Annotated in this window: 21 protein-coding genes; 7 read left to right on the plus strand and 14 right to left on the minus strand. The window is 61.1% G+C overall.

All coding sequences use genetic code 11. The features are described from left to right. Positions 1–51: 51 nt before the first annotated feature. From nrdE to L7A15_RS10720, 10 genes are all read right to left on the minus strand, one after another. On the minus strand, positions 52–2,232 hold the full coding sequence (gene nrdE / locus L7A15_RS00520) for a class 1b ribonucleoside-diphosphate reductase subunit alpha (protein ID WP_423817288.1): 2,181 nt from the start codon (positions 2,230–2,232) through the stop codon (positions 52–54). After that, complete coding sequence (gene nrdI, locus L7A15_RS00525; RefSeq protein WP_237189612.1) at positions 2,196–2,645, minus strand: class Ib ribonucleoside-diphosphate reductase assembly flavoprotein NrdI; 450 nt, start codon at positions 2,643–2,645, stop codon at positions 2,196–2,198. Before nrdI ends, nrdE begins: the two co-directional genes overlap by 37 nt. A gap of 69 nt (positions 2,646–2,714) precedes the next feature. Then, entirely contained in the window at positions 2,715–2,948 is a 234-nt protein-coding gene (gene nrdH / locus L7A15_RS00530) for a glutaredoxin-like protein NrdH (protein WP_237189613.1), read from the minus strand. 500 nt (positions 2,949–3,448) lie between these two features. Continuing rightward, the gene (locus L7A15_RS00535) at positions 3,449–4,534 is read right to left on the minus strand and encodes an App1 family protein (RefSeq protein ID WP_237207862.1); all 1,086 of its coding nucleotides are present in this window, start codon (positions 4,532–4,534) and stop codon (positions 3,449–3,451) included. Positions 4,535–4,675: 141 nt separating this feature from the next. Beyond that, on the minus strand, positions 4,676–5,116 hold the full coding sequence (locus L7A15_RS00540) for a hypothetical protein (RefSeq protein WP_237201310.1): 441 nt from the start codon (positions 5,114–5,116) through the stop codon (positions 4,676–4,678). Positions 5,117–5,226: 110 nt separating this feature from the next. Then, entirely contained in the window at positions 5,227–6,267 is a 1,041-nt protein-coding gene (locus L7A15_RS00545; protein ID WP_237212235.1) for a winged helix DNA-binding domain-containing protein, read from the minus strand. 94 nt (positions 6,268–6,361) lie between these two features. Continuing rightward, a complete protein-coding gene (locus tag L7A15_RS00550; RefSeq protein ID WP_237207864.1) occupies positions 6,362–7,762 on the minus strand; it encodes a glycoside hydrolase family 1 protein in 1,401 nt (466 codons plus the stop codon). A 43-nt stretch (positions 7,763–7,805) separates the two neighbouring features. Further along, positions 7,806–8,261, minus strand: a complete 456-nt coding sequence (locus L7A15_RS00555) for a 23S rRNA (pseudouridine(1915)-N(3))-methyltransferase RlmH (RefSeq protein WP_237207865.1) — start codon at positions 8,259–8,261, stop codon at positions 7,806–7,808. Then, entirely contained in the window at positions 8,258–9,436 is a 1,179-nt protein-coding gene (locus L7A15_RS00560) for a class I SAM-dependent methyltransferase (RefSeq protein ID WP_237207866.1), read from the minus strand. Before L7A15_RS00560 ends, L7A15_RS00555 begins: the two co-directional genes overlap by 4 nt. 33 nt (positions 9,437–9,469) lie before the next feature. After that, entirely contained in the window at positions 9,470–10,150 is a 681-nt protein-coding gene (locus L7A15_RS10720) for a DUF1801 domain-containing protein (RefSeq protein ID WP_336603513.1), read from the minus strand. Between the two features lie 91 nt (positions 10,151–10,241). On the opposite strand from L7A15_RS10720, the gene L7A15_RS00570 reads away from it, so the two are divergent. Then, positions 10,242–11,600, plus strand: coding sequence for an amidase family protein (locus tag L7A15_RS00570; RefSeq protein ID WP_237212236.1), 1,359 nt, complete (start codon positions 10,242–10,244; stop codon positions 11,598–11,600). 76 nt (positions 11,601–11,676) lie between these two features. On the opposite strand, the gene L7A15_RS00575 is transcribed toward L7A15_RS00570, so the two are convergent. Next, a complete protein-coding gene (locus L7A15_RS00575; RefSeq protein WP_237201315.1) occupies positions 11,677–12,672 on the minus strand; it encodes an acyl-CoA thioesterase in 996 nt (331 codons plus the stop codon). Positions 12,673–13,238: 566 nt separating this feature from the next. On the opposite strand from L7A15_RS00575, the gene L7A15_RS00580 reads away from it, so the two are divergent. The 3 genes from L7A15_RS00580 to L7A15_RS00590 all read left to right on the plus strand — a co-directional run bounded on the left by L7A15_RS00580 (position 13,239) and on the right by L7A15_RS00590 (position 15,810). Then, positions 13,239–14,330 (plus strand): hypothetical protein, encoded by a 1,092-nt coding sequence (locus L7A15_RS00580; protein WP_237212237.1) that lies wholly within the window; start codon positions 13,239–13,241, stop codon positions 14,328–14,330. A gap of 1 nt (position 14,331) precedes the next feature. Beyond that, positions 14,332–14,853 carry an NUDIX hydrolase gene (locus L7A15_RS00585; RefSeq protein ID WP_237207869.1) on the plus strand — a complete coding sequence of 174 codons (522 nt, stop codon included), beginning with the start codon at positions 14,332–14,334 and terminating at the stop codon, positions 14,851–14,853. 216 nt (positions 14,854–15,069) lie between these two features. After that, positions 15,070–15,810 carry a hypothetical protein gene (locus L7A15_RS00590; RefSeq protein ID WP_237207870.1) on the plus strand — a complete coding sequence of 247 codons (741 nt, stop codon included), beginning with the start codon at positions 15,070–15,072 and terminating at the stop codon, positions 15,808–15,810. A gap of 159 nt (positions 15,811–15,969) precedes the next feature. Here L7A15_RS00590 and L7A15_RS00595 read toward each other — a convergent pair whose 3' ends face one another. Then, positions 15,970–17,223, minus strand: a complete 1,254-nt coding sequence (locus L7A15_RS00595; protein ID WP_237207871.1) for an MFS transporter — start codon at positions 17,221–17,223, stop codon at positions 15,970–15,972. Between the two features lie 107 nt (positions 17,224–17,330). Between L7A15_RS00595 and L7A15_RS00600 the strand changes: the two genes are divergently transcribed. Beyond that, the gene (locus tag L7A15_RS00600; RefSeq protein ID WP_237207872.1) at positions 17,331–18,023 is read left to right on the plus strand and encodes a LysE family transporter; all 693 of its coding nucleotides are present in this window, start codon (positions 17,331–17,333) and stop codon (positions 18,021–18,023) included. 58 nt (positions 18,024–18,081) lie between these two features. After that, on the plus strand, positions 18,082–18,351 hold the full coding sequence (locus L7A15_RS00605; protein ID WP_237207873.1) for a type II toxin-antitoxin system RelB/DinJ family antitoxin: 270 nt from the start codon (positions 18,082–18,084) through the stop codon (positions 18,349–18,351). Between the two features lie 107 nt (positions 18,352–18,458). Here L7A15_RS00605 and L7A15_RS00610 read toward each other — a convergent pair whose 3' ends face one another. Further along, positions 18,459–19,445 carry a dienelactone hydrolase family protein gene (locus tag L7A15_RS00610; RefSeq protein WP_237207874.1) on the minus strand — a complete coding sequence of 329 codons (987 nt, stop codon included), beginning with the start codon at positions 19,443–19,445 and terminating at the stop codon, positions 18,459–18,461. A 120-nt stretch (positions 19,446–19,565) separates the two neighbouring features. On the opposite strand from L7A15_RS00610, the gene L7A15_RS00615 reads away from it, so the two are divergent. Next, the gene (locus L7A15_RS00615) at positions 19,566–20,138 is read left to right on the plus strand and encodes an NADPH-dependent FMN reductase (protein ID WP_237207875.1); all 573 of its coding nucleotides are present in this window, start codon (positions 19,566–19,568) and stop codon (positions 20,136–20,138) included. Here the strand turns inward: L7A15_RS00615 and L7A15_RS00620 are convergent. Beyond that, positions 20,135–20,485 (minus strand): DUF2200 domain-containing protein, encoded by a 351-nt coding sequence (locus L7A15_RS00620; RefSeq protein WP_237212238.1) that lies wholly within the window; start codon positions 20,483–20,485, stop codon positions 20,135–20,137. The genes L7A15_RS00615 and L7A15_RS00620 overlap by 4 nt on opposite strands. Positions 20,486–20,487: the final 2 nt, after the last annotated feature.

Genomic DNA, 20,487 nt, shown 5'->3' on the forward strand with positions numbered 1-20,487 from the left:
ACCAGGGCTGGGCGCGTCCGCTCATCTACAAGCTCGCACCCACCCACAGGCCTAGAGCATGCAGCTGACGCAGCCCTCGACCTCGGTACCCTCAAGAGCCATCTGACGAATACGTGAGTAGTAGATGGTCTTGATACCCTTACGCCAAGCGTAAATCTGGGCCTTGTTGACGTCACGGGTGGTGGCGGTGTCCTTGAAGAAGAGGGTCAATGACAGGCCCTGATCGACGTGCTGGGTAGCAACGGCGTAGGTGTCAATGATCTTCTCATACCCGATCTCATAAGAATCCTGGTAGTAATCCAGGTTGTCGTTATCCATGAAGGGTGCCGGGTAGTAGACACGGCCCAGCTTGCCCTCCTTGCGGATTTCGATCTTAGAAGCAATGGGGTGAATGGAGGAGGTAGAACCGTTGATGTAGGAGATAGAACCGGTGGGCGGAACAGCCTGCAGGTTCTGGTTGTACATACCGTGCTCGGCAACCTCAGCAGCTAGCTGCTTCCAGTCCTCAGCAGTGGGCACAAAGTGGCCAGCAAAGAGCTCCCGGGCGCGTTCGGTTTCGAAGTCCCAGGTGCCGTTGATGTACTTCTCAAAGTACTCACCGGAGGCGTACTTGGACTTCTCGAACCCTACGAAAGTCTCCTTGCGTTCGCGGGCAATCTCCATGGAGGCGCGAATTGCGTGGTAGGTGACGGTGTAGAAGTAGATGTTAGTGAAGTCCAGGGCAACGTCAGAGCCGTAGTAGACGTGCTCGCGGGCCAGGTAGCCGTGCAGATTCATCTGGCCCAGACCAACAGCGTGGCTCATGGAGTTACCGCGCTCAATGGAGGGAACAGAGGTGATATCGGACTGGTCAGACACAGCGGTCAGGGCGCGAATCGCTGCCCCAACAGTCGCGCCCAGGTCGCCGCCGTCCATCGCCAGGGCAATGTTCATGGAGCCCAGGTTGCAGGAGATGTCCTTACCAATAGTCTCGTAGCCCAGGTCAGCGTTGTAGACGGAGGGCTCAGACACCTGCAGAATCTCAGAGCAGAGGTTAGACATGATGATCTTGCCGTCAATGGGGTTGGCCTTATTGACGGTGTCTTCAAACATGACGTAGGGGTAGCCCGACTCGAACTGAATCTCAGCCAGGGTCTGGAAGAACTCGCGGGCGTTGATCTTGGTCTTCTTAATACGAGCGTCATCGACCATCTCGTAGTACTTCTCGGTGACGTTGATGTCTGAGAAGGGAACGCCGTAAATACGCTCAACGTCGTAGGGCGAGAAGAGGTACATGTCCTCGTTCTTCTTGGCCAGCTCAAAGGTGATATCGGGAATCACGACGCCCAGGGAGAGGGTCTTGATACGGATCTTCTCGTCGGCATTTTCGCGCTTGGTGTCGAGGAAGGAGTAGATGTCGGGGTGGTGGGCATGCAGGTAAACCGCACCTGCACCCTGGCGGGCACCGAGCTGGTTGGCGTAGGAGAAGGAGTCTTCCAGCAGCTTCATGACGGGGATGACGCCTGAGGACTGGTTCTCAATCTTCTTGATGGGGGCCCCGGCCTCACGCAGGTTGGTGAGGGCAAAGGCGACGCCGCCGCCGCGCTTGGAGAGCTGCAGGGCTGAGTTGATGGAGCGGCCGATGGACTCCATGTTGTCTTCGATACGCAGCAGGAAGCAGGAAACCAGCTCGCCGCGCTGCTTCTTACCGGCGTTGAGGAAGGTGGGGGTAGCAGGCTGGAAACGGCCGGAGATCACTTCTTCAACGATCTTCACTGCCAGATCCTCGTTACCCTCAGCCAGCAGCAGGGCAACCATTACAACGCGGTCTTCGAAACGCTCCAGGTAGCGCTGGCCGTCAAAGGTTTTGAGCGCGTAGGAGGTGTAGAACTTGAAGGCACCCAGGAAGGTGGGGAAACGGAACTTCTTGGAGTAGGCCAGCTTGGAGAGGGACTTGACGAAGTCAAAGGAGTACTTCTCAAAGACCTCGGGCTCGTAGTACTGGTGCTTAATCAGGTAGTCAATCTTCTCTTCCAGATCGTGGAAGAAGACGGTGTTGTTGTTGACGTGCTGCAGGAAGTACTGGCGGGCGGCCTGGCGGTCAGCCTCGAACTGGATCTTACCGTTCTCGTCGTAGAGGTTGAGCAGGGCGTTGAGCTCGTGGTAGCTCATGCCCCGGTATTTCTCAGGGGTGCTGGGGTCCTCGTGGCCGGGCTCTACGCTGGCTCCGGGTACAGGGAGTTTTGAATCCAAAATTCTTTGATTCCTTCTTGAACGGTTGCTACATCTTCTTCTGTGCCCATGAGCTCAAATTTGTAGAGGACGGGCACATGGCATTTTGCGGCGATTTTGTCGGCTGCTACACAGAACAGTTCGCCGAAGTTTGTGTTTCCAGCCCCGATGACGCCCTTGAGGAGGGCCCGGTTTGCTGGGTTGTTGAGGAATTTGATGGCCTGGGGCGGAACTGATCCTGCTCCCCCGGGCCGCCCATAGCTGGGGACGCAGAGCACGAACGGCTCGCTGACCTGGGGTGGTTCCTCGCTGGTTCGCAGGGGCAGGCGGAGGTTTTTGATGCCTGTCTTCTGGACGAACCTGTGGGTGTTCTCTGAGACGGATGAGAAGTAGACGATGGTGGGTTCACCGGTTGCGTCTGGTGTGGGTTCCATGAGGTTTACCTCAATGCTCAGGTGGCGCTGCTGCGCCTAACTCAGGGTTCGGGGAAGGACGGCGGCGGCTTAGGCTGCCTGGGTTGCCAGGGAGTTGATGCGGTCGGGCTGGAAGCCTGACCAGTGCTCTTCACCGGCGATGACGACGGGGGCCTGCAGGTAGCCGAGGTCCTTGATCATGGACAGGGCTGCGGCGTCCTCAGTGATGTCAACGGTGTTGTATTCGACGCCGGCCTTTTCGAGGGCCTTGTAGGTCATGTTGCACTGGACGCAGGCGGGCTTGGTGTACACCGTTACGGTCATGGTGGGGTTTCTCCTTGGTAAGCGTGAGTGGCAGTATTTCTCAGGCTGTATAGGGCTCGTTGCGAGGTTCGTCAGCTGTTCCTGGAGGTTTTGCCTCTAGGGCTCGGAACCGAGATTTAATACTACATCTAGTGTTTCAAGAGCGCACCTAACCCTACATAGTGTGGTCTGTTACGAATTTTCTTTAAATCAGAGAGCTATCCACAGCCCTTCCGCGCGTTTACGGGCTTTAAGGGAGTTATCCACATTAAGGTCTTTTTGGGGTGGGGCCGGAGGCGGTTGTGTGACCTTAAGCCTGGGGCCATCTCAACCTCCTGGGGCTTAAGACCAGACCTCCCGCGAGATATCAAGGCTGGGGCTTTCAACCCTAAATTGAGCCTTGAGTTTTAAGGGCTAGGTGGGCCTGTTTTTTAAGGTTTTTTACCGGTGGCGTGTCGCGTGAAGGGGCACCCTGGTCAGGCTTGACAAGGGTGCCCCTTAAGGTGTTTAAGCGCGGTTCTTTAGACGAGCCCGCGGCCTTTGAGCTGCTCGTAGAGGGCGGTTCCGTCGTTGCCTTCGAGCCAGAGGTCGCCCTTGACGATGTCTCGGGCCCGGTGATCGCCCCAGACCCGCCCGGAGGACAGCACAGACTCCCCGAAGGTGAGGTTTCGGATCAGGATCGCCTCGACGTTCTGGGGGTAGCGCACAGCGAAGCCGTTGTAGATTTCGGGGTCGCGCTGCCCGTCGTCGCCAATGAGGATCCAGCGCATATGGGGGAACTCAGCGGCCAGCCGCCGTAGGGCATTGACCTTGTGCTGGGAGCCGGAGCGGAACCAGCGGTCGGGGGTGGGCCCCCAGTCGGTGAGCAGGAAGGTGCCCTTGGGGTAGCCGTTGCGGTGGAGGAAACGACGCAGGGTGGGGGTGACGTTCCAGGCGCCGGTGGAGAGGTACATGAAGGGGGCCTCCGGGTGGGCCCGGTGGAGGCGGTCCATCATGACGGCCATGCCGGGAGTGGCACTGCGGGCGTGCTCGTTGAGGACGAAGCTGTTCCAGGCGGCCACGAAGGGGCGGGGCAGGGCGGTGTTCATGACGGTATCGTCGACGTCGCAGATAATCCCGAGGGTCTGTTCCTCGGGCACGATGTAGACCGAGGTGGTTGCCAGCTGGCTGCCGGGGGTCTGCATAGTGACCGTGTGCAGGCCAGGGCTCAGGTCTACTTCCAGCTTGACGTCGACCACTCCCCCGCGGTCGGCGTAGACCGTAAACGACCTGCCCTCAATATCAATCACAACCTTGGCGTTGGCAATAGCAACAGAGGTAAATGACCGCCACCCGCGCACCGGGTCAACGGTGGGGTCTTCTTTCTCAACGGAGTTGAAGAACTCCTCAAAGAGGTCGGTCTTGTAGAGGGCCCGCCCCAGAAGACGGACCCAGCCCCGGGTGCCGTAGCCGACGCTCGGCACGATTACCGGCTCCAGCCCGGCCTTCTTGGCCCTGCGCTCCCGGAATGAGTGGATGTTATCTCCGATTCGGTAGCCGATATTGACGGCTTCATCGGCGGCCTCAGCGACAATGGTTCGGATTTCGTGTGCCCCTGGTGTGGTCATACCCCTAGTATTTCATCTTCCTGGCTTGCCTATCACAGGTGGGCCCGTGGTTTGTGTTACTCCGAGTGAGACAGAAGGTGAGCACCGTCTTTGGTGCCCACCTTCTTTGTGTGCTGTGTGTGATGGATGGTCGGGGCCGTTTTAGTCGACCTTGAGGACGCAGGTTGCGCTACCGGTGCCGTCAGCCTCGTTGGCGTGGTTGACGTGGTCGCCTGCTTCTAGGGCGTAGCCGGTGCCCTTGATGGCGCAGGTTACGTCTGCGTTAGGGTCGGCTGCTGACACGGCAACGCGGATGGTGGAGCCTGCCAGGTCTGAGAGCTGGTCGTAGGTCAGCTGGTAGAAAGCTTCGCCCTCAAATTCTGCCTTGTTGCCGTCAAAGCTCATCTGATCCTGGTAGACGGTGACGGTGGCGGGTGCTTCCTTGCCGTCGAGCTGGGCAGTTACCTCGAAAGTGATGTCATCGCGGCCACCCCAGCCGTCAATTTCTTGGAAGCCCATGCCGGGAACGATGGTTTGAGCGCAGCCTGCGAACAGGGCGGTCGCCGCAAGCGCGGATACAAGGGTAACTTTTTTCTTTGCCATATATAAAAATATAGCGTCTTCACAGGCAGTTAGGGTAATGCTACGCGCGGGTGTCTGAACAGTTTGTCAGTAAACTTTACCGCCCGAATCTTGCCAGGCAACCAACCTTTTTAGGGGAGGTAGCGTCCGGTGATCTGCCCGCCTTCGACGGTGAAGGGCCAGCCGATCCCGTTTTTAGTCATGACGCTGTGGGGGTCTACCCCGGGGGCAAAGAGGTGGGAGCGGTTCTTGTAGGCGATGAAGTATTCGTCGAAGGCCGGTAGGTGGAAGGTTAGGGAGAGGGCGTGGTCGAGGTCTTGGGTAGTGACGTCCTGCTGCCAACTGCCCATGTAGTAGATGGTGCCGTCCAGGACGAAGCTCATCAGCTCGCCGGAGGCAACCAGGGCCTCTGCAGTGCGGGTGATGGTGGACTTAGGCAGGGTGGACCACCAGTTGAAATCATCGACGGAGGCCGGGCCCCGGGTGGAGAAGTAGCGGGCAGTGAGTTCCCGGGTTTTCTCGGCAGGGGTGCGGATGGTGGCGTCAGCAACCTGCTCAGGAATGGCTACCTCTGAGGCAACGAAGGTATCGTCCTGACCCGTTCGGCGGGTCTGGATGATGGCACCGCCTGAACCTAGCCGCCGCAAGTGGTGGCCCAGCAGCTCTCGGGGGTAGCCCGCCTCAGCGAAGAGGGCCCGCAGCTGGTCGCGGCTCACCGGTTTACTAATAGCGCTTTCAGCCAGCGACCGGGCTGCCTCGTAGCCCTCAACGCTCAGACCGAACTGCTCAGCTAGGCGCTCCAGCTTACCGGTGACTGAGCGGGGCCCGAGGAGGGTGGTCACCCAGTGGTCGCTGCGGTGCAGGTAGTGCAGGGTGCCGCGCTGGGACCAGGTGCGCACCAGTTCATAGTCGGCGAGCGCGGTGTCCAGGTGGCTGGTGTTGGTGGTGAGTGGTTTTTCGTCCAGTCCTGCTCGGAGGGCGAGGGCGGTGAGGCCTCCTGCGTAGTTTTGGCCTTGGGTGGCGATCATGTAGTGGGCTGCGTCGGTGATGGTGGTGGGGGTGGTGGGTCGGGCGGACGCTGGTGCGAGGGCTTGGGCGATGAGTCTGCGGGGGGCGATTTCGGTGCGGTGCATGGGTTTAGTGTACTGGGAAGGTTGAGCGGGGAGACTCATGAGCTCTTTGGGGTTAGCCTATCGGTTGGGCAGCTCATAAGTGTTAGTTGTGCCCCCACCTGTTCAGCAGATGGGGGCACAGCAGCAATGTGTATTAAATATTCAGGGAGGTGCCGTTGGTAGCTATGGCCTGGCGGTACCAGTGGAAGGATTTTTTGCGGTACCGCTTGAGGGTTCCGGTGCCGTCGTCGTTGCGGTCAACGTAGATCACCCCGTAGCGTTTGGACATTTGGGCGGTGGACATGGACACCAGGTCGATGCAGCCCCACATGGTGTAGCCCAGCAGGTCCACCCCGTCGGCGATTGCTTCTTCGGCCTGGAGCAGGTGCTCACGCAGGTAGCTGATTCGGTAGTCGTCCTCAACCGTGACCCCGTCTGACCCACCTTCCACCAGCTGGTCCTTGGCGCCCAGACCATTTTCGACGATGAAGAGGGGCTTACCCCAGCGGTCCCAGAAGTCATTGAGCACGAGGCGCAGGCCGACCGGGTCAATCTGCCAGCCCCACTCGGAGGCCTGGAGGGTGGGGTTGGGCACTCCCCCGATGATATTGCCTTCCCCGGTTTCTGCTGTACCAGCGGTTTCGCAGACGGACATGTAGTAGGAGAAGGAAACAAAATCGACGGTGTTGAGCAGGTCCTGCCGGTCTTGCTCGGTGATATCAAGTTCAACACCAAGCTCCTTGAGTTTACGTTTGAAGTAGCCGGGATAGGTGCCTCGGCAGTGGACGTCGCCAAAGACGTAGTCGTCGCGGGAGGCTACCTGGGCGGCGAGTACGTCGGACGGGTCTGGGGTCAGCGGGTAGCGGGGCACAGCCAGAATCATGCAACCTACCTTGTTCTGGCCCTCAATCTCATGGGCCAGGCGGGTGACGCGGGCTGAGGCAACCAGCTCATGGTGAACTGCCTGGTAGAGACGCTGGGGGCCGATCTCCTCGGGGGTTCCCTCAAGGCCCGAGAAAAAGGGGAAGTGCAACACTGAGTTGATCTCGTTGAAGGTAATCCAGTAGCGCACCCTACCGGCAAAGTGGGTCATGACCGTGCGGGCAAACCGCTCGAAGAAGTCAATCAGGGCCCGGTTGGCCCACCCGCCGTACTGGCGGGCCAGGTGCAGGGGTGTCTCGTAGTGGCTCAGGGTCACCAGCGGTTCAATACCGTGTTTCAGCAGTTCGTCAATGACCCGGTCGTAGAAGGCCAGACCCTCGGGGTTGGGTTCTGCCTCATCGCCGCGCGGAAAAATCCGCGACCAGGCAAAGGAGAGGCGGAAGACCTTAAAACCGAGTTCGGCAAAGAGGGCGATATCCTCGATGTAGCGGTGGTAGAAGTCGATGCCCTCAAGTTTGAGGTTATCGGCGGTCGGCTGATCCGTGGGGGCAGTCCTCAGCCCCTGGGGCAGAACGTCCTGGACGCTCAGCCCTTTCCCGCCCTCGGCGTAGGCACCTTCAATCTGGTTGGCGGCCGTAGCCCCACCCCACAAAAATCCTTCAGGAAAACTCATTGCTCACTGTCCTTATCTACGAATAAACCCTAGCCCTACCAGCCTAGACGTGGTGGTAGGGGCGGCCAGCGGCAATCTCACCGGCCCGATAAATCTGCTCGGTAATGATCAGGCGCACCAGCTGGTGGGGGAAGACCAGATCAGAAAGGCTCCAGACGGTATTAGCCCTCGCCCGCACGGTATCGTCCACCCCGTAGGCCCCACCGATGACCAGCACTACCTTCTTGAACCCCAGCTGCCCTTCCAGCAGGCGGGCCAGGGCCGGGGAGGAGAGCATTTCCCCCCGTTCATCCAGCAGCACCAGGTAGTCGTCGCGCTCAACCTTCTCAAGGATCCGGCGGGACTCCTCAGCCCGGGCTGCCTCCTCAGCGAGGGAAGAATGGGCCAAGAACTGCCAGGAAATATCCCAGGGCTTACGCAGGCGGGTTTCATACCGGTCAATGCCGTCCTTAACCCACTTCTCATGCTTCTTGCCGATCGCAATAATTTTGATGGTCACGCTTCAGTTACCTCCTGGTGATGGACGGACGACACTGCCCCGGCCGGGGCTGTTGCGGTGAGCACGGTAAAGGTGGGGGTGCGCTCCAGCTGCTGTACCTGCTCAAAGCGGGCCTCAACCTGAGGCCGGTAGCGGGCATGGGAATTATGCACCAGAAAGAGGCGTCCACCCGGGGCAAGCAGGCGCACGGCAGAGTCCAGCAGGGGCCCCACCAGGCTCAAGTCCACCGCCGTACCGGTATGGAAGGGAGGGTTCAGCAGCACATAATCCAGGCTCTGCTCCTGCAAGCGGGAGGCGGCGTTATCCCAGGTCACCTCAACCCGAGCGTCCTGGCCCAGGTTCAGGGAAGCTGAGCGCACCGCGTCCAAATCCACATCACTGGCCCACACCCGGGCTACTTCAACCCCCGCCGGTAAGTTCTTGAGCACCTGGGCCGTCACCGACCCGTTACCGCAGCCCAAATCAAGCAAAGTCACCGGGCCGGACGGACGCGCATTGGCTAGGTGGGCCAAGGCGCAGGCTGCCAGCAACTGCCCGCCTCGATCAGGCTTGGCTCCGGAAAAGACCCCGCCCACCGCTTTCAAGGGCCCAGCCTGGTGGGCAGGTGAGTCAGCGGGCTGGGGGCCGGTAGCCAGCAGGCACCGGTGCTTACCCTGGCCGCGCAACCCCTGCACCTGCGAAAGATCCCGGCCCAGGGTCTGATTGAAACTGACCTGCATATGCTTGGTGTTCCCACCCAGCAGCAGGGCTGCCTGCCGCCCAGCCCCTACCTGGTAGCTGGCAAAATCGTGGGCTATGTCAGCGAGCGCCGCATGGCTCTTGGGTAGCCTGCCGATGGCGAGGGTGCCGTCAAAGGCGTGGGCCTTGAGGAAGTCACCGAGGCCGAAGGTGGTAGGCTCGATCTGCCCCTGGGGGGTGAGGCCTGCGATGATCAGGGCCGGGTTGGGGTAGCGGGTGCGGAGGTTCTGGGCGTCGGTGTAGAGGCGCTGGCGGCTTAGGACTCGGCCACCCTCCCCCACCTGGTCCAGGGCCCAGCCGGTGAGGGCGCCGGTGGGGTCATCGAGCACCAGGAGGTCCCGGCCTGGGGTGGCTGGCATGTGGGTTGTGGCGTCAGCGATGATAAGGCGGTCGAGGGCTGTTGGGGTTTGAGGGGTGCTTGGTTCTGTTGGACTCACTCCCCTATTGTCTCACGGACTGTTCTGCTGACCTTACCCGTCTAAGGGGGCGGCCCAGGCGTCCTTGATGAGTTGTAGGAGTACCTGCCGGTCGATGTTTTTGAGGGAGGTGATGTAGAGGCAACCAGCACCCAGCCGGTGTTTGCCCAGGTGGGTGGTGAGTTCCTTGAAGGTGGGGGCGCCTTGCATGCCGTAGAGGGTGAGGGAGGCCTTGCGCGGGCTGAACCCGATTTTGAACCAGTCCCCGTGTCGCCCTGAGGAGCTCTCATAATGCACCTGGCCGAACCCGACCATGGTGGGGCCCCACATGACCGGCTCCTGCCCGGTGACCTGGGTAAAGATCTGGAGCAACTCAAGGCCATCTGCCCTGCGGACCGGCCATTCTACGGCCTCGCAGAAGGCACGGGGGTCGACGGCGGTGGGCTTGGTTTTGATGTCGGCGGCCACCTTCCCGGTGTGCCCGGCAGTGATAGTCACGGTAGGGGCCTGGGCGTGGACGTCTTCGGGGGTTGGGGCCTCAAGCATGTCCCCGCCTGTTGCTCGTAAAGCCGTGAGCAGGCGTCCTAACCCCTTGGCCCCTACCCCGTGCAGGACTAGCAGCTGCCGGTAGTTGGCCCCGTCAAGTTGGGCCAGCTTGGTGTAGCCGGCTTCTGCCAGGGCCCGACGCAAGGGGGCACCCACCCCGGGAAGGTGCAGGCTGGTGGTTTGGTTCATGGCCCCTCCTTGAGCCGTGAGGTTTTCATCGGTAGGTGTACCCTGCACCCTAGAATAGTGCAAGAAACAGATGGTTCCGGAAGGAGGCACCATGGTGACCTGGCATACCCTGGACGCCCACGACTGGCGGCAGGCCGTGGCGGCCAGCTCAGCTGCAGAGGGGCTCGACGCTGCCCTGACCCACATCACCCAGCTGAACCCTACCCTCAACGCTTTCACCCTGCTCCTTGAGGATGAGGCCCGTGCAGCCGCCCAAGCCCTGGACCGTCTTGCCCCCGGCGAGCGCGGCCCCCTGCACGGGGTGCCGGTAGTCATCAAGGATGAAAACGACGTTGCCGGGACGGCCACCAGTTTCGGCACCGCGGCTAACACCTCGCCCAAGGCTGAGGATTCCCTGACGGTTCAAAGGCTGAGGCAGGCTGGGGCCCTGATTCTGGGCAAGACCACCATGCCAGCTTTTGGGGCTTTCCCGGTGACCGAGTCTGAGGCTTTTGGGGTCACCCGCAACCCGGTGGATCCCCGGTTCACCCCGGGTGGGTCTTCGGGTGGGTCGGCGGTTGCGGTTGTGTCGGGTATGGTTCCCCTTGCCCTGGGTGGGGACGGCGGTGGTTCCATTCGGATTCCGGCGGACCGGTGCGGTGTGGTGGGCTTCAAACCTGCCCGAGGCACGGTGCCTACTGCCCCCTACGGGCACCTGTGGCATGATTTGGGCACGGCAGGGCCGATTACCCGTTCTGTGCGGGACGCTGAGCTGATGTACCGGGTGCTGGCAGGGCTACCTCAACCGGCCCCCTGGGCTGACGCTGTGCCCGTCCGGCCCCTGAAGATTGCGGTGTCGGCGCGGCCTGCTAGCCCCCTGGCGAAACTGCACCCCGACCACCGCAGGTCCCTCTGGGCAGCAGCCCAAGCCCTCCGGGCCGCCGGGCATACCGTGACCTGGGTGGATGAGCGCGTCCCTGACCCCACTGCCGCCTTTACCGTGCAGTTCTTTGCCGGGCTCATCGACGAGATCCAGGCCCTGGAGGCCCCTGAAAAGATTGAGCCCCTGCACCGGCACACCGCTCAGCTGGGATTCTGGGCCACCGGCCCGGTGCTGGCCCGCGCCAAGGCCGCCGGGGCCGTTATCTCTGAGCGCCTGGACACCACCTACTTCACGGACCACGATCTTCTGCTAACCCCCACGACGGCCAGCCGCCCGGCCCCCGTCGGCACCCTAGGCCGGGGCCTGGTGGGGCGGCACGGGGCTTTCCTCAAGGCCATGGCCGAGGCGGTTCCGTCCGTGGCCTACACCCTGATCTGGAACGTGGCAGGCAACCCCGCCCTCAGCATTCCGGCAGGACGGGCCCGCGACGGCCTACCGACCTCCGTCCAGCTGGTAGCCCCCCGCCGCCCCGGCGCAGAAGACCTGCTCTTTGAGGCAGGCCAGCACCTCGAGCGCCACCTAAGATAGCTGACCTGCCACTAGCCCCCACCAATCGCAAAAGCCCCGCACCTTGACCCGGTGCGGGGCTCTTCTGCTCTGTTACCTAGTCGACGAGTCTCTGGGTTTCAACCAGCGGGGCCACCAGGGGCATGGGCTCGTATTCGGCCCTCAGCTCCCGCAAGCGGGTGACGTGGGCGTGCAGGGCCCGGTCCTCATCCGTGCTGGGGGTGAACTGGCGGGCAGGCAGGGCCTGGCCGTCAAGGTCAGTAGCCACATAGGTCATGGTTGCGTGAATGGCCAGCGGCAATTGATCATGCTGCTCCCTGGGGTTACCAGCCCGCAGGTGGATGATGACTCCCATGGAGCGGGTGCCGGTATGCACCAGCCGGGCATTGACCTCCACGAGATCCCCAATATGAACCGGCTTGTAAAAACGGATTCCCCCGGCGTAGACGGCGACGGTGCGCTCGCCCGTCCAGCCCATGGTCACGCTGGTGGCTGCCTCGTCGATCCATTCCATGGCCGTGCCGCCGTGGACGTTCCCGCCCCAGTTCACGTCCGTCGGCTTGGCCAAAAAGCGGTGGGTGATTTCGGGGGCAGTGGAGTTGCTGGTGTAGACCTGGGCTTCCATCTCCTGCTCAATGGCCTTGCGCAGGTCAATGCGGGAAAGTGCTGCCTGCTGCACCCGCTTCTCTTCATCAGTTACCGGAAGGTAGGGGGTTACGGGGCTGGGCTTTTTGTCTTCTCCAATGGACACGAATATGACGAGGCAGTCACAGGCCCGGGTGAAGATTCCGTCTCGTGGGTCGGCGGAGAGCACTTCGTTGACGATGTGCATGGTGGAGCGGCCTGTGTAGACGATGCGCGAGCGCACTTCTACCAGGTGGCCGGAGGGGATGGGGCGGGTGAAGTGGATGTGGCCGACGTAGGCGGTGACGCAGTAGGTTCCTGCCCAGCCAACGGCGCAGGCGTAGGCGGCCTTGTCAATCCATTCGAGGACGCGGCCCCCGTGGACGCCCGCGGCGCCGGCGATGAGGATGTCAGTGGGGGCGGCGAGGAAGCGGAGGGTGATGGCTGATTGTGGGGTGGGTTGGGTCATGGTGGTGCTCTTGGGCTCGGGTGGTGGTGTCTGGTTGTCCCCAGGTGGCTTTGGAGCTTGGGAGCTTCTTTGCTCTGTGGGCTGGGCCTGGTTGGGGATTGATTTATTGTAGCGGGGCAGGTGCCTGGCGGGGCAAGCAGGGTGCAGAGTGTGAGACGGTAGGTCGTGATAGGGATTTGGGGTGGGGCTGGCTCAGTAGACTGGTGGGTATGGTTTCTGTTTCTTCTGGTATTCAGGTGTTTGATTTTGATTCGGTCCACCAGGCCAATATGTGGCGTACTTTGGGGGCTGAGGAGGCTGTGAAGAGGTTGGATGCAGCGGTGCGGATGGCGCTGTTGATGGGTACTGAGTTGGTGTTGGACCGGAACCAGGTGCTGGATGGGGTCTATTTCTTGTCTCGTGGGCCTGAGGGGCTGGCTGCTGTTCTGGGTTTGGGGCCTGGGGAGCCTTTGCCTCTTAGGGTTAAATGTGCGCCGGGGTCTTTAGCCCAAGTCAGTGGTCTGGCGGCTTCCCAGGACGGCGAGCGCTGGGTTCCTGTGCAGCGTGGCTGGGGTGGGGGCGCACGGGTGTCCCTTGATGTGCAGCTTGCCCAGGTTCGTCAGGAGGAGTTTGTGGCCATGTCTTCGGCGCGTATGGCCCTGTTAGGTGATGTGGCTGATCGCGCCTGGTTGTGGGCTCCTAGTGATTCTCGGGTGTGGGTGCGGGGTGCTGGTTTTCGGTTTTTCTCTGGCCCTGTGGAGGATACCTCCGTAGTGGAGGCACTTGAGGCTGCCCAGGATGAGTGGGTTGCGGCGATGGCCTGTGGCCGGGTTGCTGTTGATGATTGGTCCCAGACGCGCACTGGCCCCCTGGAGATGGGGCGGCATTTGGCGTCCTTGCGGTCTGAGATTTTAGGACGCGGGGTGCAGCTGACGGGTCTGGGTGAGTTTGTCACAGGGTTGGAATTGAACCGTCGTACTGAGGTGGTAGATGAGGTTCACCGGTGGGTTCTGGCTAATATGGGGCCGGAGGATAACCCTTTTGCTCATGCCCGGTGTGCTTTGGAGCTGTGGTCCCGGGGCTTTTACAGGGCCCTGTCTGCTGCTGAGGGTATGGGGCATCTGGCCTTTTTTGAGCCTGAGATGGATGAGGGTTTTGCTGACCAGTACGGGCTGAGTCTGCCAGTGCGTAGTAGAAGGCAGCGGGTGAAAGATCGGTTGGTGCCTAGGTCTGCCCGGTTGAAGGAGGGTCAGACAATGCGTGTAGATGGGACCTTGATTGATGACATGATTGATATTTCTGGGTCTGAATATGCCCGCCTGAGGGCGGTGTGTGCTTCTGCCACAGGTCAGCTGGCAGGCCCGTCCCCCGAAGAGGCCCTGCAGGATATTGCTTTTTATGCGATGGAGGCAACGGGGGCCCCGGTGCCCCGGCGGGTGAGCCGTCGTCAGGCTTGGTGGAGGATTATTTCTGGCATGGCCCTGGCTGTCATTGTGACGGGTATTTCCCTGTTTGCTGATTTGGCTGAGTTGAGCCGGAGCCAGTCTGTTGTTGTGGTGGTGGCTGCTGCGGTGCTTGGTGCTGTGGTTGGTTTACCCTGGCAGGATATGAGAGAGGTTTTGAGGTTGAGAAAGCATAAGATGACTGCGACGATGACCCTGGTGGCAGGTGAGGTTTAGGATGGGTTTTCGCCCTGAGTGGAGTCCGGTTTTTCAGGCACCGGGTACTGAGCTTGTGGTTCAGCGGTGGGTTCGCCCTGATGGTCAGGTGTGGTGGCGGGTGTGCCCGTCGGCCCAGCAGGTAGCCGGGGCTGTTGCCGTCCTGGTGTCTGACGAGGGCAAGGTGTTGCTGGTTCGTCAGGACCGCCCTGCTGTGGGGCGGGTCTTGTGGGAGTTGCCCCGGGGCGGTGCCTTGGGTGAGGACGCGGACGCGGTGGCCACGGCTGCCCGGGAGCTGGTCGAGGAGACGGGGATCGTGGGGAAGGGCCCTGTGGACTGTGGGGTGACCTACCCTGATTCGGGGCTTTTGGGTTCTGAGGTAGGTGTTGTGAGCTTCAAGTGTGGACCGGTAACCGGCACCCCTGACGGGGAGGTTGAGGGGTGGGCTTGGTTTAGCCCCGGTGAACTGCGGGATTTGGTGGTAGCAGGTAGTTTGCGGGATTCGATGTCTCTTGCGGCCCTGGTGGTGGCGGGAGTCTTCTAGCTTGGTTGACCAGCAGGTGGATACAGTTATTACCTGTTGAGGGCTGGGTGATTTCGCTGCATGGTGGTCTGACTTGCTTCGGCCCTTCTCGTTACTGCCGAAGCTCACCGGGCTGAACTGGCCTGGTGCGGACGGCGGTAACCTCCCGTCATATTACTTGAAAAGGAAAGTATTGAGGTTTTAGACTGGCACCACCCCACCTTCAAAGGAGAAGCCATGAAACCCCTCAAACCAACCCTCGCCGTCCTGGGCGTCCTCACCCTAGCTGCCTGCGGCTCCCCCCAGGCAACCACCTCGCACACCAGCCAGCAGACCCCAACCGTCCTGGCCTCGTCCGCCCCCGAAACCAGCAGCGCCGCAACCAGCTCACCAGATACCCACCAACTCGTCACCGCTACCAGCACTGAACTCGGTGACACCTCACGACGCATCCCTGAAGATCTCTCCAACCAACTCACCCAGGGAGGCCTCGTCATCGTCCACCGCTACACCGGGGCCACCTACCCCAGCCAAACCACCCCAGCACCAGATGGTTTTATTGACGACGGCCAGCGCATCTCCAACACCAGCATTGACCGTATGAACCAGCTTGCAGCACAATACCGTGACCTAGACATTCCCGTCTCACAAGCACTTTCTAGCGAATACTACTTTGTCTACCAGCACGCAGACCAAGCCATGGACGTTCCTGTGGAGGTCAATCGCGATCTCACCGGCTCACTCAACTTCAGCGACCCGAAGGAACTCGAAACGTCCCTCCAGGGCCTGCGCAACCGCACCGTCACTCCCCCACCTGCGGGAACCAACACCGTCCTCTTTACCCACCAGGGCAAATTCGATAAGGCCTACGGCTTCTACCCGGACGCCGGCTGGACCCTCATTTTCGCCCCTGACGGCACAGGCACCCCCAACCTCATCGCCAGTATGTCCCTCGATGATTTCCTAGCCCTAACCTAACGATTCCCCAGTGGCTTCTGAGCACTCCTCTGCCAGGCGCCACCGGGGTTAGCCTATGAACCTAGGTTTACCAGGTCCTCGAGGGTCGAGGGTTCCTGGGCAAGGACAGGTACATGGTAGAGGGGAATGTCCTCCCCCAATGAATACCGTTGAAGCACCTCAGCCTGCTGCCTGATCTACGACCCTAGAAGATGACCGAACCATCACCACCGCTGGAATCAAGGCCAGCGCAGAGAGGCAGGCTAGGGCAGGGAAGGACGTTGCGGCCATCACCAGCCCTGAGAGCAGGGCCGCTGTTGCCGCCCCCAGGTTGGTGAGGGAGTCGAGGCCACCGGATGCCCGGGTGCGGGTTTCAGCTGGTAAAGACGCCGCAAAGAGGGCTGAGGAGGCCACAAAGGTTGCCGACCAGCCCAGCCCCAGCAGAATCAGGCTGGTCACCATCGCCCCGGACGAGTGCGGTGCCAGGGCGCTGAGGGCCAGGGCAACCCCCAGGATAAGGGTGCCCAGCAGAATCATGGGGCGCTCCCCCAGCCGGTCTGCGCCCCACCCCATCAGGGGTGAGAGCCCGTACATGCCCAGCACATGCAGGCTGATGGTCAGGCTGATGATTTCGATACCGGCGCCCTGGTGGTTCATGTGTACAGGGGTCATGGTCATCACCGACACCATCACCATGTGAGCCCCCAGCAGGCTGATAGCCGCGTATCTTGCCTGCCGGTTGCCCGCTATTTCTCGGGTGAAAGCCCCGATCTTGGCAGCTAGGCTGGGTTTTTTCTGACCGGACGCACCTGCCCCCTTCCCTGCGGTGGGCAAGCCGGGGGCGACGTCCTTGGTGCCGGGCAGGAGGGCGAAGACCAGCAGGGTTGCAGCCCCCAGAGCTAAGGCAGCCAAGGCAAAGGCTGCACTGTAGAGGGTGGTGCCCAAAGATGAGGCGAGCGCAGCGGCCGGGGTGCCAATGTTAGGGCCGAGGACGGACCCGATGGTGCCGACCCAGACGATGAAGCTGAGGGCTGAGCCGCGGGTGGCGTCGGTGGCGTGGTCGGTCGCTGCGAAGCGGGCTTGGAGGGCGGCGGCGGAGCCTGCTCCCATGAGGAGCAGGCCTAGTGCTACCAGGGTGATACTGGTGCCGGCAGCTGCGAAGGCCAGCAGGGTGGCGCCGAGGGTGGCGGTGGCCCAGCCGGTGGTGAGGGCGGTGCGGCGGCTGGTGCGGGCTGCGAGGTTGGCTAGCGGTATGCCGAAGAGGGCAGCCCCGAAGGTGGAGGCGGTGCGGGCAATCCCAGCCAGCGCCTCGTTCTGGGTGACCTCGCTGGCCAGGAGCACACCGATGGAGGGGGCTGCACCTACGCCGATGGTGCCAAAGACCTGGGTGAGGGCCAGGGCCCAGAGGACGCGACGCTGCTGGTGGGTGTTCATGAGTTTTAGTTTACTGAGGTGCGGCAGGGTTCAGGGTCGTTGCCCAGGAATTCACTGTGTGAAGCAGCCTTCTCTGTGCTGTAGGTTTTTCGCTACTATGAGGAGCTATGACCCTTACCCTTTGGCTTTCCCTCGTCGCTGCCTGCCTGGTGATTTCTTTGACCCCCGGGGCAGGTGCGGTGAACACCATGACGACCTCCCTGCTGCACGGCTGGAAGAAGGCCTTTTTCACTGTCATGGGGCAGCAGCTGGCCCTGGTGGTTCAGATTGCTATTGTGGCCGCTGGCCTGGGGGTGGTGGTCGCTAATTCACCGGTGCTATTCGACGTGATTCGCTACGGTGGGGCCGCCTACCTGGTTTATCTTGGGGTCCGCATGATTCTTGCCCAGCCCCAGACCCCGCAGCAGACCCGCGCCGAGGCAGAAAGTGGGGCGGGTGCGTCCGCCCAGCAGGGGCAAGGACGCAGCAGCCGCCCGGGTGCGCGGCTGAAGCCAGGTGCCCCCTTGGCACTGTTCAATCGGGGGTTTTGGGTGAACATGTCTAACCCCAAGGCTATTGTTTTTATTTTGGCTTTCATGCCCCAGTTTGTGCGGCCTGACACCCCGCAGCTGCCCCAGTATCTGGTGCTAGCAGGCACCATGGTGGCCATCGATATTGTGGTCATGTGGGGTGGGTTTGCTGTGGTTGCCAAGTCCCTGACCCGGCTATCACACTCGGAGCGCGGGCAGACGATCCTCAACCGGGTCTTTGGATCCCTCTTCATACTGGTTGCCGCCCTCATGGTCTTTTCGGGGCACTAGGGTTCCCGGCTGGGCAAGGACGGCATAAACTGGTTGTACGACAAAGGAGTGTATTTGTATGACAACATCGACTGTAACTGTGCGAGTTGACGAAGCAACCAAGCGCGAAGCAGCCCGTATTGCCGAAGATTTTGGGTTAGACCTATCGTCTATCACCCGCGCCTTCTACCGCCAGGTAGTACGCGAGCAGCGCATACCGCTTACTCTGGAATACCCCCAACCTAACGCAGAAACCCAGGAAGCCATTTCTGATTCGCTTGCGATGGAAAAGGAAGGTACCAGCAGATTTAAGAATGCCCAGGACATGTTTGATGACCTAAGAATCTAACGTGGCAAATGCCGGTGACTGGCTTTTAATCTGGAGAACAACCAAAACTCACGCCTATTTCCTGCGAACAGGAACGCACGACGACCTCTTTTGAGCCATCATGCCCTTTATGGGGATACGAGCCTGAGCCACTGGCAAACCACCAGGTCTTCGGGAGTTACTGGCATGCCTTCATCCCCCTCTGACCAGAAATTCCGGTGGGCACCCCACCATTCATCCCAGGTGTCAAAGCCTTCGCCTTCGGCCCGAACGAAGTCATCGGTAACGTCCTGGGCTCGCACCACATCTACCCGACGTGTTTCGAGCAGGCAGACGGGCTTACCCGCAGAATCAATCACCAGTTCCGTCTGCCCAACGGTGGGCAGGTCCTCGCCCGCATCGAAATAGTGCCGGTGCAGGGAAGAGGTTGCCGTCTTATGCCCGCTGACGAGCGCTTTTACCAGCTTGTCCCTGAGTGGGCCGGGCTCCCCGTACTCCCCTACTGTATCTGCTGTTGGTAGGCTAAAGCCCTCCCGGGTGTGCTCAGGCAAGGTAGCTAGCCAGGCTAGGGCCCGCTCAATCACCAGGTTAGCCTGCTCGGGCACATAGGTGGGCCAGCTGGAATCGGTAAAGAGGTGGTCGGCCCCCTGGTAGAGGTCGCACGAGGCAGTGGCTGAGGCCTTGGCGTAGGCGAGCGCGGCCGGGGCGTCCTCAGCGAACCAGGTATCTGCGCCACCGCCGTGAATAGCTACCGGGAAGGAAGCCGGCAGGGCACCGGGCAGGTAGCTGGGGTCAACGAAGCCTTCCATGGCGAGCAGGCCCTGGACTCGGGCGTCCGTCTGGGCCAGGGTCTGGGCGACCATTGCCCCGAGAGACACCCCGGCCACCACAAAGGGGCCAGTGAGTGGTGCTACGGCAGCCTGCGCCCGGGCAAGGAGCTGCTCATGGGTGATCTGCTGGTAATGGGTCATACCTTCTTCGATGGTGGTGAAGCGGTGCCCGTCGTACAGGTCAGGGGTAAAAACCAGGTGCCCGGCAGCCTCCAAGCGATTAGCGAGCGCGCGGACGCCGTCCGTCAGCCCCGCTGCGTGATGGAAAAGGACGATGGTGGTCATGGCCTTCTTTCTTCCCTGATCTGTGTACCTGGGTCAGCTCGTTTGGTTATACGTTACTGTATAGGGCTCCCTCCCCTTTAGACTGGGATAAACCGCCCTAATCAAGCTAGAGGAGTTGTTGTGGCGCGTATCGGTCTTATTCTTGGTTCTACCCGTCCTACCCGCATTAGCCCGGTGGTGGGCACCTGGGCGCAGGAGCGTCTGGCGGCTCTGGGCAATCACACCTACGAGATCATTGATTTGGCAGAGCAGAACTTGCCCCTCTTTGATGAGCCTGCTTCACCTAAGTCGGGGGCTCCTTACCAGCACCAGCACACTCGTGACTGGTCTGAGCTAGTTTCTGGGTTTGACGGTTTTGTGGTGGTTCTGCCTGAGTACAACGGTGGTTTGCCGGCAGTGTTGAAGAATGCCATGGACTACCTGTTTGCTGAATGGAAGGACAAGCCGGTTGCGGTGGTGTCCTATGGTTTTGGGGCTGGTATGAAGGCTGCGGCGCAGTTTGAGCTGGCCTGCCCGAACTACGGCCTAGTGCTGGTGCCCGCTGCGGTAAATATCAAGTTGGGCCGCGATATGTATAACGCTGAGGGGCAGATTGCGGACGCCGCCACCGCCTTTGCAGACTACAAGCAGGCCCTGCCCCTCTTAGATAAGGCGCTGGGCGAGGCGCTGGTACTGGCCCCTCAGCAGGATTAGGGTAGGGTTCGCAGGATTTTTTCGAGCGGACGCCCCTTGGCTACCTCGTCAACGAGTTTGTCGAGGTAGCGAATCTGCTGCATGAGGGGGTCTTCGATTTCCTGCACCTTGTACCCGCAGATGGAGCCGGTAATGAGGTGTGCGGCGGGGTTGAGTTGGGCGGAGGCGAAGAAGTCGCGGAAGGTCGTCCGCCCCTCAAGGTGGCTGGCCATGTCGGCGGGGCTGTAGCCGGTGAGCCAGCAGGTGACGGTCTCAACCAGGGCGGCATCCTGCCCCTTGCGTTCCACCTTGGCCAGGTAGTGGGGCCAGACCTCGGCGACGGGCATGTCAAAGATTTTGTGGGTCATTA

It is taken from the genome of Rothia nasimurium, from assembly GCF_928391935.1.
Classification (GTDB): domain Bacteria; phylum Actinomycetota; class Actinomycetes; order Actinomycetales; family Micrococcaceae; genus Rothia; species Rothia nasimurium_D.